This window comes from Stutzerimonas degradans (assembly GCF_024448505.1).
Taxonomy (GTDB): Bacteria; Pseudomonadota; Gammaproteobacteria; order Pseudomonadales; family Pseudomonadaceae; genus Stutzerimonas; species Stutzerimonas degradans.
Window position 1 is genome coordinate 97,661 of the sequence record NZ_JAMOHV010000012.1, and the last position, 15,486, is coordinate 113,146.

The 15,486-nt window shown below is 66.8% G+C and carries 14 protein-coding genes; 9 read left to right on the plus strand and 5 right to left on the minus strand.

Annotated features, from left to right (window positions below):
* Positions 1-10: 10 nt before the first annotated feature.
* The 3 genes from NAV27_RS15255 to NAV27_RS15265 all read left to right on the plus strand — a co-directional run bounded on the left by NAV27_RS15255 (position 11) and on the right by NAV27_RS15265 (position 2,138).
* Positions 11-874, plus strand: a complete 864-nt coding sequence (locus NAV27_RS15255; protein WP_102827763.1) for an aldo/keto reductase — start codon at positions 11-13, stop codon at positions 872-874.
* A 353-nt stretch (positions 875-1,227) separates the two neighbouring features.
* On the plus strand, positions 1,228-1,548 hold the full coding sequence (gene sugE, locus NAV27_RS15260; protein ID WP_102827762.1) for a quaternary ammonium compound efflux SMR transporter SugE: 321 nt from the start codon (positions 1,228-1,230) through the stop codon (positions 1,546-1,548).
* A 152-nt stretch (positions 1,549-1,700) separates the two neighbouring features.
* The gene (locus tag NAV27_RS15265) at positions 1,701-2,138 is read left to right on the plus strand and encodes a CBS domain-containing protein (RefSeq protein ID WP_008569814.1); all 438 of its coding nucleotides are present in this window, start codon (positions 1,701-1,703) and stop codon (positions 2,136-2,138) included.
* A 66-nt stretch (positions 2,139-2,204) separates the two neighbouring features.
* On the opposite strand, the gene NAV27_RS15270 is transcribed toward NAV27_RS15265, so the two are convergent.
* From NAV27_RS15270 to NAV27_RS15280, 3 genes are all read right to left on the minus strand, one after another.
* Positions 2,205-3,128 carry a MalM family protein gene (locus NAV27_RS15270; protein WP_102827761.1) on the minus strand — a complete coding sequence of 308 codons (924 nt, stop codon included), beginning with the start codon at positions 3,126-3,128 and terminating at the stop codon, positions 2,205-2,207.
* Between the two features lie 115 nt (positions 3,129-3,243).
* A complete protein-coding gene (locus tag NAV27_RS15275) occupies positions 3,244-4,536 on the minus strand; it encodes a maltoporin (RefSeq protein WP_102827760.1) in 1,293 nt (430 codons plus the stop codon).
* A 36-nt stretch (positions 4,537-4,572) separates the two neighbouring features.
* Complete coding sequence (locus tag NAV27_RS15280; RefSeq protein WP_256055308.1) at positions 4,573-4,695, minus strand: hypothetical protein; 123 nt, start codon at positions 4,693-4,695, stop codon at positions 4,573-4,575.
* A gap of 227 nt (positions 4,696-4,922) precedes the next feature.
* On the opposite strand from NAV27_RS15280, the gene mta reads away from it, so the two are divergent.
* Positions 4,923-6,578, plus strand: coding sequence for a glucan 1,4-alpha-maltotetraohydrolase (mta, locus tag NAV27_RS15285; RefSeq protein ID WP_102827759.1), 1,656 nt, complete (start codon positions 4,923-4,925; stop codon positions 6,576-6,578).
* Positions 6,579-6,747: 169 nt separating this feature from the next.
* Here the strand turns inward: mta and NAV27_RS15290 are convergent, their stop codons facing one another.
* Entirely contained in the window at positions 6,748-7,866 is a 1,119-nt protein-coding gene (locus tag NAV27_RS15290; RefSeq protein ID WP_054094616.1) for a hypothetical protein, read from the minus strand.
* A complete protein-coding gene (locus NAV27_RS15295) occupies positions 7,863-8,006 on the minus strand; it encodes a hypothetical protein (protein ID WP_180981401.1) in 144 nt (47 codons plus the stop codon). Before NAV27_RS15295 ends, NAV27_RS15290 begins: the two co-directional genes overlap by 4 nt.
* Positions 8,007-8,256: 250 nt before the next feature.
* Between NAV27_RS15295 and malE the strand changes: the two genes are divergently transcribed.
* From malE to NAV27_RS15320, 5 genes are all read left to right on the plus strand, one after another.
* Complete coding sequence (gene malE / locus NAV27_RS15300; RefSeq protein ID WP_102827758.1) at positions 8,257-9,444, plus strand: maltose/maltodextrin ABC transporter substrate-binding protein MalE; 1,188 nt, start codon at positions 8,257-8,259, stop codon at positions 9,442-9,444.
* Positions 9,445-9,511: 67 nt separating this feature from the next.
* The gene (gene malF, locus NAV27_RS15305; RefSeq protein ID WP_175415050.1) at positions 9,512-11,077 is read left to right on the plus strand and encodes a maltose ABC transporter permease MalF; all 1,566 of its coding nucleotides are present in this window, start codon (positions 9,512-9,514) and stop codon (positions 11,075-11,077) included.
* A 10-nt stretch (positions 11,078-11,087) separates the two neighbouring features.
* Positions 11,088-11,978 (plus strand): maltose ABC transporter permease MalG, encoded by an 891-nt coding sequence (gene malG, locus NAV27_RS15310; protein WP_003283570.1) that lies wholly within the window; start codon positions 11,088-11,090, stop codon positions 11,976-11,978.
* A gap of 100 nt (positions 11,979-12,078) precedes the next feature.
* Positions 12,079-14,826 (plus strand): HTH-type transcriptional regulator MalT, encoded by a 2,748-nt coding sequence (gene malT / locus NAV27_RS15315; protein ID WP_102827757.1) that lies wholly within the window; start codon positions 12,079-12,081, stop codon positions 14,824-14,826.
* A gap of 109 nt (positions 14,827-14,935) precedes the next feature.
* Positions 14,936-15,484 (plus strand): sugar O-acetyltransferase, encoded by a 549-nt coding sequence (locus NAV27_RS15320; RefSeq protein WP_102827756.1) that lies wholly within the window; start codon positions 14,936-14,938, stop codon positions 15,482-15,484.
* Positions 15,485-15,486: the final 2 nt, after the last annotated feature.

The following is a 15,486-nucleotide window of genomic DNA, read 5'->3' on the forward strand; positions in this document are numbered from 1 at the left end:
GAGCGCCACGATGGCCGCACCCGTGCTCGCCCAGCCGCTGTTGCTGGGCATGATGCGCCTGCTGGAATATCCCGAGCTGGGCGAACCCCAGGCGCTGCTGGGCTTTATCGAACGCTGTATCGAGCGCGGGCTGAACGGCTTCGACCATGCCGACATCTATGCCGGCGGGCAATGCGAGGCGCACTTCGGTGCGGCCCTGCGCCAGGCACCCGGGTTGCGCCAGCGCCTGCAGATCATCGGCAAGGCCGACATCGTGCCGGCGGGGCAGGACCGTTCGCGCTGGCGGGTCAAGCACTACGACTCCAGTTCTCGCTACCTGCGCCGAGCGGTGGACGACAGCCTGGCGCGGCTGGGAGTGGAACGACTCGATGGCTTCCTGCTGCATCGCCCGGACCCGCTGCTGCAGGTCGACGAGGTAGCCGAGACGCTGAACGGGCTGGTCGCCAGCGGCAAGGTCCGCTGGGTGGGGCTGTCCAACGCCGGCATCCTGCACTGCCAGGCCCTGGCGCAGTGCGTGCCGCTGCGCTGCAACCAGATCGAGCTGTCACTGCAGGCCCAGCACTGGGTATGGGATGGCAGTCTGCATGCGTTGCAGGCTGCCGGCTTGCAGGTGCTGGCCTGGTCGCCCATGGGCGGAGGACGCTTCGGTGAACGCTTGTGCAGCGCACTCGATGAAGTCGCCGCCGATCTGGGCGTGACGCCCAACCAGGTGGCGCTGGCCTGGCTGCGGCAGCTGCCCGGTCGGCCGGTGCCGATCCTCGGCAGCCTGCGCTGGGAGCGAATCGAGGAGGCGCTGCTGGGCGCTGAACTGGAGCTGGAGCGTCCCGCCTGGTTCTACCTCAGCGAAGCGGCCCGCGGGCATGCTGTGGCCTGAGACTGTTTGCGGAGAGGGCGTCCCTCTGCTGGCGAGGGCGGAACGGTGGAAAATGCTTCGCAGTTTTCCACCCTACGCGAGCGGTTCGTAGGGTGGATGACGCTTCACCCATCCACCGCATGGCATTTGCGCCGGGATGAGAGTCGGCGTTTACCCGATCCAAAAGTACCATCCATCGATGTTCGTTCGTGCCCGTGCTTTCGCAGTCACGCCGCTAATGCCAACGGTCAACGGCCGCTTTGAACGGCCCAACACCGTGCGCCGCTGTGCTAGGGTCGCATTCGCCGCGGGACGACCCGCCGGCGTGTCGGATCATGCGGGGACGACCCTGCCGTTTTGATGGAGTCATCCTCATGCATTCGGCCTGGATCATGCTGATCATTGCCGGCCTTCTGGAAGTAGGCTGGGCCATTGGCCTCAAGGCTTCCGAAGGGTTCACCCGTCCGCTGCCCAGTGTGCTCACCGTCTTGGCCATGGCTGGCAGCTTCTTCCTCCTCGCCCGCGCCATGCAGGTGCTGCCGGTTGGTACGGCCTACGCGATATGGGTCGGCATCGGTGCGTTGGGCACCGTAGCGTTGGGCATTGTCATCTTTGGCGAGAGTGCTTCGCCGGCGCGACTGCTCAGCGCGCTGTTGCTGCTCGCCGGACTGGTCGGCCTGAAGCTGAGCGCCTGACTCGGCGGAAGCATTTGCATACAGGCTTGCCGCGGCGCGAGCGGAAACGCTTTGCCGCGCTCGCGGCCACGCTATATGTTCTGTCTCAGGCTTGCTCGAAGCGGGATGCATGGGCCGCATTTCCGCCAAAACCAACAGGAAGGAGCTGTCCCATGAAAACGGTTGCGCAGGTGATTGGTGCCAAGCAGACGCAAGGCATCGTGATGATCGCCCCCGAGGATTCGGTATTCGACGCGCTCAAGCTGATGGCCGAGAAAAACGTCGGTGCCCTGCCGGTTGCCGATGCTTCGGGGCGGTTGGTGGGGATCGTCAGCGAGCGCGACTACGCGCGCAAGATCGTGCTCCAAGGGCGCTCCTCGTTCGTCACCCCGGTCAGCGCCATCATGACCAGCAAGGTCATCACCGTGGAGCCGCGTCAGAGTATCCGCGAGTGCATGGAGATCATGACCGAGAAGCACCTGCGCCACCTGCCGGTGCTGGACGAGGGCCGCACCGTCGGCCTGCTGTCGATCGGTGACGTGGTCAAGGAAACCATGGCCGAGCAGGACAACCTGATCCAGCAGCTCGAACAGTACATCCGCGGCGAATGAACGTCAGGCCACAGCTACCGGCGGCTGTGGCCTTGCACCGTTACCCAGCCGGCGACGGCTGACCGATCAGCGAATCTCGATGCGTTCGAGCAGGTGCTGCTTCGCCGCGCTGTCACCCACCCGTGCCGCTTCGTCGGCCAGACGCAGCGCGCGCTCGAGATCCTTCTGCGCCAGCGCGGCATCGATCGCCTGGCGGTAGTAGGCCGAAGTCTCCGGCAGCACCGCGGGGGCCGGCGCGACGGGCAGTTCGTTGCCCATCTCCTGGCCGATGCTGTAACCCGGTACGTAGCCCTTGGCGGTTGAGCCGGCGGCGCTGTCGGGGATCATCACCAGCTTGATCACGCCTACTGGCGAGTGCTGCGCCACCGGGTCGGGGATGCTCGGCGGTTCGTTGCCCAGCGCCTTGGCGTAGGCCTTGGCCGGGTGTTCGAGCGTGGTCTGGCCGGCCATCTGCGCGTCGCTGGTGTAGAGGATCAGGTAGCGCTCGTTGCCCGGATGCTCGGGCTGCGAGCGGTCGATGCGCAGGCGCGCGTCCAGACTGTCGCCCTTGAGCCCGGTCGGCGGCACGTAGACGAAGTCGTCGGCATCCAGCAGGCGGGTCGGGCGCATGCGGCTGTCGAGCAGCATGGCATTGGGTGCCAGCACGCTGCTGCCGGCCTGGCTGTACAGACGCAGCTCGAATGACGGGCCGCCGGCCGGCAGTTTGAAGGCGCGCAGGAAACTTTTGCCGGTCTCGAAGCGGTAGGCCGGTGCCTGGCTGTCGATCAGTACGTCACCGGCGAAACCGGCTTCGAGCGGCTCGTACGGCAGCTGGTCGAGGCCGCTGCAGCAGGACGGCGCGGCGGCCAGTGCGGCACGGGCCTGTTCGATCGGTCGTTCCAGTGGCTTGGGGCTGGTGGTGAGGGCGTCGACCCGGCGCAGCGGTTCGCTGCTGCAGCCGGCGAGCGCCAGGGCGATCAGCCCGGCGGCGAGAAGAGATAACGGGTGCATGGCGATTCTCCGGATAAAAAATGCCCCGACCTGCCAGAGCCGGGGCAAAGGCACCGTCTGGACGGTGGGAGCGGAAAGGCTGCCGTTGCCTGCAACGGCGTTCAGCCGGCGCGGGTTACCACCAGGCCTCGGCCTGGATGCCGAAGGTGATGCCGTCGTCGTCACCGGCGTCGATAGATTCGCTGGCGGCCTGATAGCGGCCGCCGTCCCACTGCGCATAGGTGGCGAACACGCGGATCTGCGGACGCGCCCAGAAGCTGTTGCCGGCCGACCACTGCTGGGCCAGGGTGAGTTTCTTCAGGTCGCGGGTGCGTTCGCCGTCGGCCTGCGGATCGACGCGGTCGTAGCCGAACTCCAGTGCGGTGCTCATCACGTCGCTCCACTTGTACACCGGGCGCACGCCGAAGCTGGCCCAGGTCTGCCCGGAGTCGTTGTCGAAATCGCGATCCTCGTAGATCTGCACGTACATCATCTCGATGTTGTCGGTCAGGCCGACCACGCCCTGGTTGACCAGGCGGAACATCTTGCCGTCGCTGTTACCGGTGCTGTTGCGCCCGCTGCTGCCGATGATGCCGTCGGTGCCGTATTGCAGGGCGAGCTTGTTGTAGCCGCCGAACCAGTTGCTCTGGGTGTGCTCGAGGGTGACCAGATGGCCCTTTTGGTCCTCGTAGCCGGGGTCGCGTTCCTGCTCGTCGGTGAGGTTGGCCTTGCCGTAGTCGTAGCCGATCTCCAGCTTGCCGCCCGGGTTGACGTCGATCCCGCCGAGGCGGAAGTCGAGGGTGTCGTTGGCCAGGTTGGTGCCGGTGCCCGAGCCCTGGTAGACCCAGTCGCCGTCGGTGTTGCGAATCCACGCCACGCTGGCCTTGGCGAAGCCCAGGTCGATGTCTTCGATACCGGCGCCGGGGCCGGAGACATCCCAGTAGTAGTAGTCGTTGATGTGCACGTCGTGGCGCTTGTAGTAGCGCTTGCCGGCCCAGATCGCCGCGCCCGGCAGGCTCGGGATGAGGTTCTTGCCGATCACGTGGAACTGGCGGATGGAGGTGGTGCCGGCCTCGTCGAACGGGTTGTTCTCGTCGCCATCGGTATCGGTGCCGGTGGCTTCCCAGTCGTTACCCTGGTCGGAGCGGTAGGCGATCATGCTGTCGACGTAGAAGCTGCGGTTGCCTTCGCTCCACACCTCCTGGCCGAGGCCGATCTCGGCGTAGGTTTCGCATTCGTTGCCCAGGCGATATTTCGCCGGTGCGCCAGCGGCCTGGAAGCAGGCCTGATCGCCGCCGCCGGCCGTGGCGCCGACGCCCGAACGCAGGTAACCGTGGAAATCGACCGCCAGGGCCGGGCCGCCGACCAGCAGGGCGGCGAGCAGGCAGGCGGGTTTGAGAACAAAGCTGGGGTGCGCGGTGTGCTTCATGACGAGGTCCTTGTTTTTCTTGTTAATGCCGAACGTTCACGCCTTCGCTGTCGGCCGGTGGCGGTGCAGCGCGGTGGCGAAAGCCTCGGGGATGGCACCGGGGGCGGCATCCTCCGCGGCGCGGATTTCGCTGGCGCAGCGCCAGGGCGTAATCAGCATGAGAGCGGCGTAATCCCCGGGGCGGGGCTGGGACGAGAGGGGCGCAGATGATTGCCAGCCGCCTTCGGCCTGGCCACTACGCCGCCGGCAACTGGGCGGGGGAGGTTGGTGACGGGGGCGTGCAGGAGCAGCCTGCGCGGGCCGGTCGATGCTCCGACCGGCGTTCATCCTCGTCCGGCGGCTTTGCCGTCGGCTACCCGTACAAGCACAAGAACCGGAGTATTGCGATGAGCCACATCCTGCGTGCCGCCGTATTGGCGGCAATCCTGCTGCCGTTGCCGGCAATGGCCGATCAGGCCGGCAAAAGCCCCAACGCCGTGCGCTACCACGGCGGCGACGAAATCATCCTCCAGGGCTTCCACTGGAACGTCGTCCGCGAGGCGCCGAACGACTGGTACAACATCCTCCGCCAGCAGGCCGCGACCATCGCCGCCGACGGCTTCTCGGCAATCTGGATGCCGGTGCCCTGGCGTGACTTCTCCAGCTGGACCGACGGCGGCAAGTCCGGCGGCGGTGAGGGCTACTTCTGGCACGACTTCAACAAGAACGGCCGCTACGGCAGCGACGCCCAGCTGCGCCAGGCCGCCGGCGCGCTCGGCGGTGCCGGGGTGAAGGTGCTCTACGACGTGGTGCCCAACCACATGAACCGCGGCTACCCGAACAAGGAAATCAACCTGCCGGCCGGCCAGGGCTTCTGGCGCAACGACTGCGCCGACCCGGGCAACTACCCCAATGACTGCGACGACGGCGACCGCTTCATCGGCGGCGATGCGGACCTAAATACCAGTCATCCGCAGGTCTACGGCATGTTCCGCGACGAACTCGCCAACCTGCGCGGTCAGTACGGCGCTGGCGGCTTTCGTTTCGATTTCGTCCGTGGCTACGCGCCCGAGCGGGTCGACAGCTGGATGAGCGACAGCGCCGACAGCAGCTTCTGCGTCGGCGAGCTGTGGAAAGGCCCCTCTGAATATCCGAGCTGGGACTGGCGCAACACCGCCAGTTGGCAGCAAATCATCAAGGACTGGTCCGACCGGGCCAAATGCCCGGTGTTCGACTTCGCCCTCAAGGAGCGCATGCAGAACGGCTCGGTCGCCGACTGGAAGCACGGCCTGAACGGCAACCCCGATCCGCGCTGGCGCGAGGTGGCGGTGACCTTCGTCGACAACCACGACACCGGCTACTCACCCGGGCAGAACGGTGGGCAACACCACTGGGCACTGCAGGACGGGCTGATCCGCCAGGCCTACGCCTACATCCTCACCAGCCCCGGCACGCCGGTGGTGTACTGGTCGCACATGTACGACTGGGGCTACCGCGACTTCATCCGCCAACTGATCCAGGTGCGGCGCACCGCCGGCGTGCGCGCCGATTCGGCGATCAGCTTCCATAGCGGCTACAGCGGTCTGGTCGCTACCGTCAGCGGCAGCCAGCAGACCCTGGTGGTGGCGCTCAACTCCGATCTGGCCAACCCCGGCCAGGTGGCTAGCGGCAGCTTCAGCGAGGCGGTCAACGCCAGCAACGGCCAGGTGCGCGTCTGGCGCAGCGGTAGCGGCGATGGCGGCGGGAATGACGGCGGCGAGGGTGGCTTGGTCAATGTGAACTTTCGCTGCGACAACGGCGTGACGCAGATGGGCGACAGCGTCTACGCGGTGGGCAACGTCAGCCAGCTCGGCAACTGGAGCCCGGCCTCCGCGGTACGGCTGACCGACACCAGCAGCTATCCGACCTGGAAGGGCAGCATCGCCGTGCCGGCCGGGCAGACGGTGGAATGGAAATGCCTGATCCGCAACGAGGCCAACGCCACCCAGGTGCGGCAATGGCAGAGCGGGGCGAACAACAGCCTGACGCCGAGCGAAGGTGCCACCACGGCCGGGCGGTTCTAGCCTTAAGCGGTAGCGATGGCCCGCCTCGCCGATAGGAGGCGGGCTTTTTTGGGCCTCATGGGCGCAGCGGCGGGTTGTGGATAAGGTCGCGGCTGTTTCCGGGGCCGTTGTGGTGGGCTTCAGCCCACCGCCGCAATACCTTTCCGCCGGGGCGCAATCTGCGCACCGCTCACACCCCTTCGGCGCTCCGCGTATCGCGCAGCTGCCAGCGAATCGCCTGCGCTTCGGCCTGGCGCAGGTCGTCGAGCAGCGCCTCGCGGTCGGGTCGTCGTTCGTTGGCCAGCGCACCGCCGGCGAGCAGCTCGGCATGCTGGGTGGTGGCTTTGTCTCTGAGCCAGGCCAGACGCTGCAGGGTCAGCGGCGTGCAGCTCTGCCCGCTGAGGTCGTCCTTCACGTCCAGCCAGTGCGAGCGCCAGGCCTCCTGCAGGTACAGCGCGCCCAGATTGCCGGTCAGCGCCGCGCGCCAGCGACGCATGATGTCGTCCAGCCAGTCCAGCACCCCTTGGCTGGCGCCGCGGGCGGCGAGTTCTTGCTGCAGGCGCTGGTAGGCATCCAGCGCGATGCGTTTCTCCAGCTCGAAATCGGCCAGTGCCTGCGCCTCGCTCTCGCGCTCCAGCCGCAGCAGGCAGGCGAACAGCTGCCGCGTCTCGAAGCGTTCGGCGACGTGGAAGCCCGGTGAGGCCAGGCCGTCGCTGTTGTACTGGCGCAGTGGGTCGAAGGGGTAGAGGTAGCCGAAATCGAACAGGCGGATGCGACCGTCGTCCAGCGTGTTGCCGGCGGCCAGGTCCCACTCGAACAGGCCGGCGAGCAGCAGGGCGATCAGCAGGTCGAACAGCTCGGTGAGCTGACGCTCGTCCCAGCGCTCGATGCGTCGGCCTTCGACCCACGGCGAGAGGATGATGCCCTGCTGCAGCGAGGCGTATTGCGTCGGCACGATGCCGGCCAGACGCTCGGCCTGTTCCGGCGTGCGCATCAAGCGGGCGAAGTCGCGGCGGCGCTGCAGTTCGTTGAGAAAGCTCGTCTGGCCGTCGGGGTTCTGCACCCGACAGGGGCGGCGGGCAACCTTGAGCGCCCAGTCGCGGCCAGCCAGCCGGAGGCGGTAGACGCGAGCCGTTAGCCCATCATCGAGGCAGGCGCGCACCCAGGGCTCATCGCCGCTGACGGCGGCCAGCGCGGCCGGTGGCAGCGGGCAATCCTCGGCACGGCCCAGACGAAATTCGGTGCCGCTGGCGAGAAAGGTGAGCTGGGTCTGGCGCCGCGCCCAAGCGCTCAGCGAGGCAGCGCTCATTGGCGGCGTGCCTCGCCGCGCTCACCGGCTTGCGGCACTTCGTTGCGGTGGCAGCTGTCTGTGCCTGGTGCGTGGCTGGTGCGGCGAGTATCCGGCTCCATGCGGGCTAGCAGCAGGTCGAACGAGAGATTGGCAGGCATCGAGGCGGCTCCGTGATGATTTCGCTGCATTTGACTGCGCATCGGCGGCCCGCAACAGGCGTAAGCGCTAGGCTTGGCAGCGTATTTTGCGATGTCGCCAGCGGCGATCTACGCCCCGCTTCTACGCCCTTCGCCCCCTAGAGGAGGAGGATGCACTTGGCGCAGGACATGCCGAGGATGGAACGACTGTCAGAGCCTCAGGCCGGCAGCAGGTGGAACAACTAATAAGAAGCCACGAGGAACGCGAAGCATGAACACGAAATTCTGGTGTCTCGCCACCATTGGCCTGGCGGCCACCTTCAGCCTGCCGCTGCCGGCGCTGGCAGCGATCGAAGAAGGCAAGCTGGTCGTCTGGATCAACGGCGACAAGGGCTACAAGGGCCTGGCAGAGGTTGGCAAGCGGTTCACCGCCGAGACCGGTATTCCGGTGGAAGTGGCCCACCCGGACAGCGCCACCGACAAGTTCCAGCAGGCGGCGGCCACCGGCAACGGCCCGGACATCTTCATCTGGGCCCATGACCGCATCGGCGAATGGGCCAAGAGCGGCCTGCTCACCCCGGTCACACCCAGCGCCGAGACCAAGTCCGGTATCGCCGACTTCTCCTGGCAGGCGGTGACCTACGACAACAAGCTGTGGGGCTACCCGATCTCGGTGGAGACCATCGGCCTGATCTACAACAAGGCGCTGGTGGACACTCCGCCCAAGACCTTCGACGACGTTCTCGCGCTCAACGAGAAGCTCGCCGCCCAGGGCAAGCGCGCCATCCTCTGGGACTACAACAACACCTACTTCACCTGGCCGCTGCTGTCGGCCAAGGGCGGCTATGTGTTCGAGCAGACCGACGGCGGCTACGACGTCAAATCCACCGGGGTGAACAACGCCGGCGCCAAGGCCGGTGCACAGGTGCTGCGCGACTTGATCGACAAGGGCGTGATGCCCAAGGGTGCCGATTACAGCGTGGCCGAGGCAGCCTTCAACAAGGGTGACTCGGCGATGATGATCAGCGGCCCCTGGGCCTGGTCGAACATCGAGAAAAGCGGTATCGACTTCGGCGTGGCACCGATCCCGGCGGTCGATGGCGAGCCGAGCAAGCCCTTCGTCGGTGTCGCCGCCGCGCTGCTCAACGCGGCCAGCCCGAACAAGGACCTGGCCGTGGAATTCCTCGAGAACTACCTGCTCGAGGTCGACGGCCTGAAGACGGTGAACGCCGACGTGCCGCTGGGTGCGGTGGCCAACACCGCCTACATGGAAGAGCTGTCCGCCAACCCGCACATCAAGGCGACCTTCGAGAACGCGCAGATGGGCGAGCCGATGCCCAACGTGCCAGAGATGGGCGCGTTCTGGTCGGCGATGGAAGCCGCGCTGACCAACATCTCATCCGGCCGGCAGAACGTCGATGCCGCCCTGGACGCCGCCGCCAAGCGCATCGTCCGTTGACCCCGTCGCCGGCCGCCGCCTCGGGCGCGCCGGCGGACTATGCTCCGTTCTCAAAGGTTTCGCTCCCGTGAATGCCCGTGCCGAGTTGCCCAGCCCAGCCATGACCCGTACGACCTCCCGGGGCCTGCCCCGCTCCCTGACCACTGGCGCGCGCTGGCTGGCGTGGCTTGCCTTCAACGCCTTCGCGCTGTACCTGGTGGTCGCCCTCTACGTCCAGAAGCAGATGGCCTTCGCCCTGCTCGGGCTGGTGATCACCGCGATCGCCAGCTACCTGTTCATCAACCGGCGGATGTACGCGCAGCGCTACATCTTCCCGTCGGTGGCGGGCATGCTGGTGTTCGTGATCTTTCCGCTGCTCTACACGGTGGGCATCGGTTTCACCAACTACAGCGGCAGCCACCTGCTCAGCCAGACCCAGGTCGAGCGCTATCACCTGAGCCAGACCTACCTGGCCGGCGAGCGCTTCCGCTTCAGCCTGCATCCAAGCCCTGATGGCGAGCGCCTGCGCATCGACAAGGGCGAACAGGGCGTGTTCGTCAGCCCGCCGCTGACCGGCGAGCCGGACGCGGAAGCGCCGCTGGTGCTGCAGCCGGCTGAAAGCGTCGAAGGGCTGGGCGAGGCGCTGCCGTTGCGCGAGGTGATCCAACGGCGCAAGGCGCTGGAGCAATGGGTACTACAGGCACCGGACGGCAGCCTGCTGCGGCTGTACGGCCTGCGCGAGGTGGCGGCGGTCGAGCCGGTTTATCGTCAGGATGGCCCCGGTGTGCTGGTCGACACCCGCAGCGGTGCACGCCTGACTGCCGACATGGAGCGCGGCTTCTATGTGGACGAGACGGGCAAGGCGGTGCCGCCGGGCTTCACCGTGTTCGCCGGCTTCGCCAACTTCACCCGGGTGCTGAGCGAGCCGAGCATCCGTGAACCCTTCGTGCAGATCTTCGCCTGGACCTTCGCCTTCGCCGGGCTCACCGTGGTCTTCACCCTCGCCGTGGGGCTGGTGCTGGCCAGCCTGCTGCAATGGGAACTGGTGCGCGGCAAGGCCTTCTACCGGCTGATGCTGATCCTGCCGTACGCGGTGCCGGGGTTCATTTCCATCCTGGTGTTCCGCGGCCTGTTCAACCAGAACTTCGGCGAGATCAACCTGCTGCTGGAAGGGCTGTTCGGCATCCGACCGGACTGGTTCAGCGACCCGACCCTGGCACGCACGATGATCCTCATCGTCAACACCTGGCTCGGCTACCCCTACATGCTGTTGCTGTGCATGGGCTTGCTGCAGGCCATCCCGCGGGATCAGTACGAGGCCTCGGCCATCGATGGCGCCAGTCCGCTGGACAACCTGTTGCGCATTACCCTGCCGCAGCTGATCAAGCCGCTGATGCCGCTGTTGATCGCCTGCTTCGCCTTCAACTTCAACAACTTCGTGCTGATCACCCTGCTGACCCGTGGCGGACCGGACATCATCGGCGCGACCACACCGGCCGGCACCACGGACCTGCTGGTCAGCTACACCTACCGCATCGCCTTCCAGGATTCCGGGCAGGACTTCGCCCTGGCCGCGGCCATCGCCACGATGATCTTCATCCTCGTCGGTGCCATGGCGCTGCTGAATCTCAAACTCTCGAAAGTGAAGGTATAAGGAGACGGTCATGGCCATGGTGCAACCGAAATCCGCGCGTTACCGGCTCTGGGCGACCCACGCGGCGCTGCTGGCCTTCGTCGCGGCAATCCTCTTCCCGCTGCTGATGGTGGTGTCGATCTCCTTTCGCGAGGGCAACTTCGCCACCGGCAGCCTGTTTCCCGAGAACCCGACGCTGGAGCACTGGTCGCTGGCCCTCGGCATTCCCTACACCCACGAGGACGGCAGCGTGACGAACCCGCCGTTCCCGGTGCTGCTGTGGCTGTGGAACTCGGTGAAGATCGCCCTGGTCAGTTCGGCGCTGATCCTGCTCCTGTCGACCACCAGCGCCTACGCCTTCGCGCGCATGCGCTTCGGCGGCAAGGCGCCGATCCTCAAAGGCATGCTGATCTTCCAGATGTTCCCGCCGGTGCTCTCGCTGGTGGCGATCTACGCCCTGTTCGACCAGCTCGGCCAGCACGTCAGCTGGCTCGGGGTGAACAGCCACGGCGCGGTGATCGTCGCCTCGCTGGGCGGCATGGCGCTGCACATCTGGACCATAAAGGGCTACTTCGAGAGCATCGACGCCTCGCTGGAGGAGGCTGCCATCGTTGATGGGGCGACCACCTGGCAGGCGTTCTTCCATATTCTGCTGCCGATGAGCGTGCCGATCCTGGCGGTGGTGTTCATCCTCGCCTTCATCACCAGCGTCACCGAATACCCCATCGCCTCGGTGCTGCTGATGGACGTCGACAAGCTCACCCTCTCAGTCGGCGCGCAGCAGTACCTCTATCCGCAGAACTACCTGTGGGGCGACTTCGCCGCCGCCGCGGTACTCTCCGGGCTGCCCATCACCGCCGTGTTCCTCTACTGCCAGAAGTGGATCGTCGGTGGCCTGACCGCCGGCGGGGTGAAGGGCTGACGTGTGAGTTGAAACGAGGCGCGAGACCGGGGAGCGGATGCCATGCGAACCGGTGCGCCAGGCCCCATAAGAAGAGCAGAACAAGAACAGGGAACCGCCCATGAATGCCGCGATGCCACCACTGCTGCCATTGATCCCCACCAAGCTGGCGATTCCCATGTTGCCGCCGGGCCTGCTCGAACGGCCGCGCCTGGACGAGTGGCAGCAGCGCCTGCCGCAGGTGCGCCTGGCGGTGCTACATGCCGCCAGCGGTTTCGGCAAGACCACCCTGGCGGTGCAGTGGGCGCGAGCCTTCGACGGCCGCATCGCCTGGTTCCAGCTGCATGCCAGCGACAACCTGGGGCTGCAGTTCGGTCGCTACCTGACCCAGGCGCTGGACCGCCAGCTGGACGCCGGCTGTCCTCTGTCCGTGGCGCTGGCCGAGCAGGGCCGGGTATCGCTGGACGCGTTGTTCACCCAGTTGCTGGCCGAGCTGCCGGACGAGCACGAGGCCATCCTGATCGTGCTCGACGAGTTCGAGGTGCTGAATGACGCCGAGCTGATCGCCGGCCTGCGCTTCTTCCTGCGCCACATGCCGAGCTGGATGACCCTGCTGGTATGCAGCCGACGCCTGCCCGAACTGGGAGTCGCCGAGCTGCGGGTCAAGCATCAGCTGCTGCTGCTCGACGCGCGCCAGCTGGCCTTCGAGGATGATGAAGTGCAGGCGCTGCTGGAGCTGGGCGTGCCGGTCAGCATCAATCGCGAGCAGGTCGAGCGTCTCAACCGCCGCATCGGTGGTTGGCCCTGCGCGCTGCAGCTGGCCCTGCAGGAGGTGCAGACCAGCCGCGGCATGGACCTGTTCCTGGAGAACCTGCAGCTCGGCCACCCGGACATCCGCGACTACATGCGCGAACAGGTGATCGAGGGGCTGCCCGAGGACCTGCGCGGTTTTCTCGAGGCGACCTGCCTGCTCGACCGCTTCGACGCCGCCCTGGCCGATCGTCTGACCGAAGCCTGTCACGGCCGCGAGATGCTCGAACGGCTCGAGCGTGGTGGCCTGTTCATCCAGCCGCTGGACAGCCTGCGCCGCTGGTACAGCTATCACCCGCTGTTCGCCGTGTTCCTGCAGGGCGAGCTGCGCACCCACCAGCCGCAGCGGGTCAACCAGCTGCACCTGCGTGCGGCCTCCGCGCTGCTGGCCGAGAACATGCCCGAGGAAGCCGCGCGCCATGCCGTGCAGGCCGGCGACCCGCAGCAGGTCGACGAGATCCTGCAGCGCCACGGCCGGGCGTTCTATCGCCAGGGTCGTCTCGGGTTGTTGCAACAGTGCCTGGAAACCCTGCCGGAACCGGTGATCGCCGGCTCGCCGCTGCTCACCCTGCTGCAGGCCTGGGTGTCGCAGAACTCCTATCAGTTCGATCATGTCGAGCGCTGGTTCAAGGCCGGCGAGCTGGCGCTGCAGCGCAGCTGCTCGGAGCAGGACTGGGCGCGCATCGTCTGCGAGTTCAACGCCGTACGCGCGCAGGTGGCGATGAACCAGGGCGACGAGCAGCGCGCCATCGCCCTGGCGCGGGAGGCGTTGACCCGCGAGCCGCTGATCATGCGCACCTCACGGGTAGCGGCGATGTCGGGCCTGGCCGAGGCGCATTTCGTCCAGGGCGAACTGCCGCAGGCGCAGAAACAGTACGAGGAAGCCGAGCGCCGCGCGCGGGAGATCAATGCCTCGCACCTGGTGGTCTGGAGTCTCGGGCAGCTGTCGGAAATCGCCATCGCCCAGGGGCATCTGCAGAAGGCCTACACCCTGCAGGAGCGCGCCATCCAGTACATCGAACAGCAGAACCTGCAGGCCACGCCGATCGTCGAGTTCATCTACCGGGTGCGCGGCCAGGTGCTGCTGGAATGGCACCAGCTGGATGCTGCCGAGCAGTGCGCGCTGCAGGGCATCCAGATTCTCGACGAGCTCGGCGACCAGCGCTGGCGCCTGCAGAGCCACGCACTGCTGGCCGGCGTCGCCTACGCCCGCGGCCAGCAGAACGCCTGTGCCGACTACATCAGCCAGATGCAGACGATGCTCGCCGACGACCGCTACCACATCGACTGGTTGGCCAATGCCCATGCGGTGATGCTCGCCTACTGGGATTCCAGCCAGGATCGTGAGGCGATTCGCCAATGGCTGATCAGCGCGCCGCCGGTCAGCGCCGGCGCCAACCACTTCTCCCAGCTCAACGCGCGCAACCATGCCCGTGCCCACGTGGCGCTGGGGCAGCTGGACAGCGCGCTGCCGATCCTGCGCCAGCTGCTGACCGACGCCGAGCGCCACGGTCTGGAGATGGATCGCAACCGCAACCACATCCTCCTGGCGCAGCTGCACTGGTTGCGCGAGGAGCGCCAGCAGGCGCTGGATCACCTGCAGCGGGCCATGACCCTGGCCAGCGGCAGCGGCGCCATCGGCAGCTTCCTGCGCGTCGGCAAGCCGATCATCGGCATGCTCAAGTGCCTGCTGCACGAGCGCACCCTCGATGAAGCCGAGGCCCAGCGCGCCGCGCGCTTGATCCAGCTGGCGCAGCAGCAGCGCGATTTCAGCCGCGCCATTCGCATCACGCTGGACGAGGCGGTGATCCAGGACATCATCAACCGCCCCGACGTGCCCGAGCTGATCCGCCGTTCGCCGCTGACCCGGCGCGAATGGCAGGTGCTGAGCCTGATCCACGCCGGGCAGTCCAACGAGCAGATCGCCGATCACCTCAACGTCGCGCCGACCACCATCAAGACGCACATCCGCAGCCTCTACCAGAAGCTCAACATCACCCATCGCAGCGAAGCGGTGCAGCTGGCGCGCGACTTGCTGAGCAAGATTCAGGGCGACTAGCTGGTCTGGCTGACCGCCGGTCGTCCTCCCCGCGAGTGGACGCCCGGGGAGGAGGAGAGCGGCGCCCGTCTGTGGCATCTTCGAGGCTTCCCGCGATGGAGGCGCCACGATGACGATGAGCGAAAAGCAGAAGATGCTGGCCGGCGAGCTGTACCGCCCCGGCGACCCGGAAATCCTCGCCGACCAGGCCGCGGCCAAGGCCTGGATGGTGCGCTACAACGCGGCGCTGGCGGCCTCGCCAGACGAGCGCCGGGCGCTGCTGGCCGAGCGGCTGGCCTCGGTCGGTGCCGGCGCGGTGATCCGTCCGCCGTTCCACTGCGACTACGGCTACAACATCCACCTAGGCGAAGGCGCCTTTCTCAATTTCAACTGCGTGATTCTCGATGTGGTCAAGGTGCACATCGGCGCCGGTGCGCAGATCGGCCCGGCGGTGCAGCTCTACACCGCCGACCATCCGCGTGACCCCGAGGCGCGTCGTTCGGGTGTGGAGTTCGGTCGGCCGATCCATATCGGTCGCAACGTCTGGGTCGGTGGCGGGGCGATCATCCTCCCGGGTGTGACGGTGGGCGACGATGCGGTGATCGGTGCCGGCAGCGTGGTCACCCGCGACGTGCCGGCCGGCGCCACCGTGGTCGGCAACCCGGCGCGGGTGCGCTGACC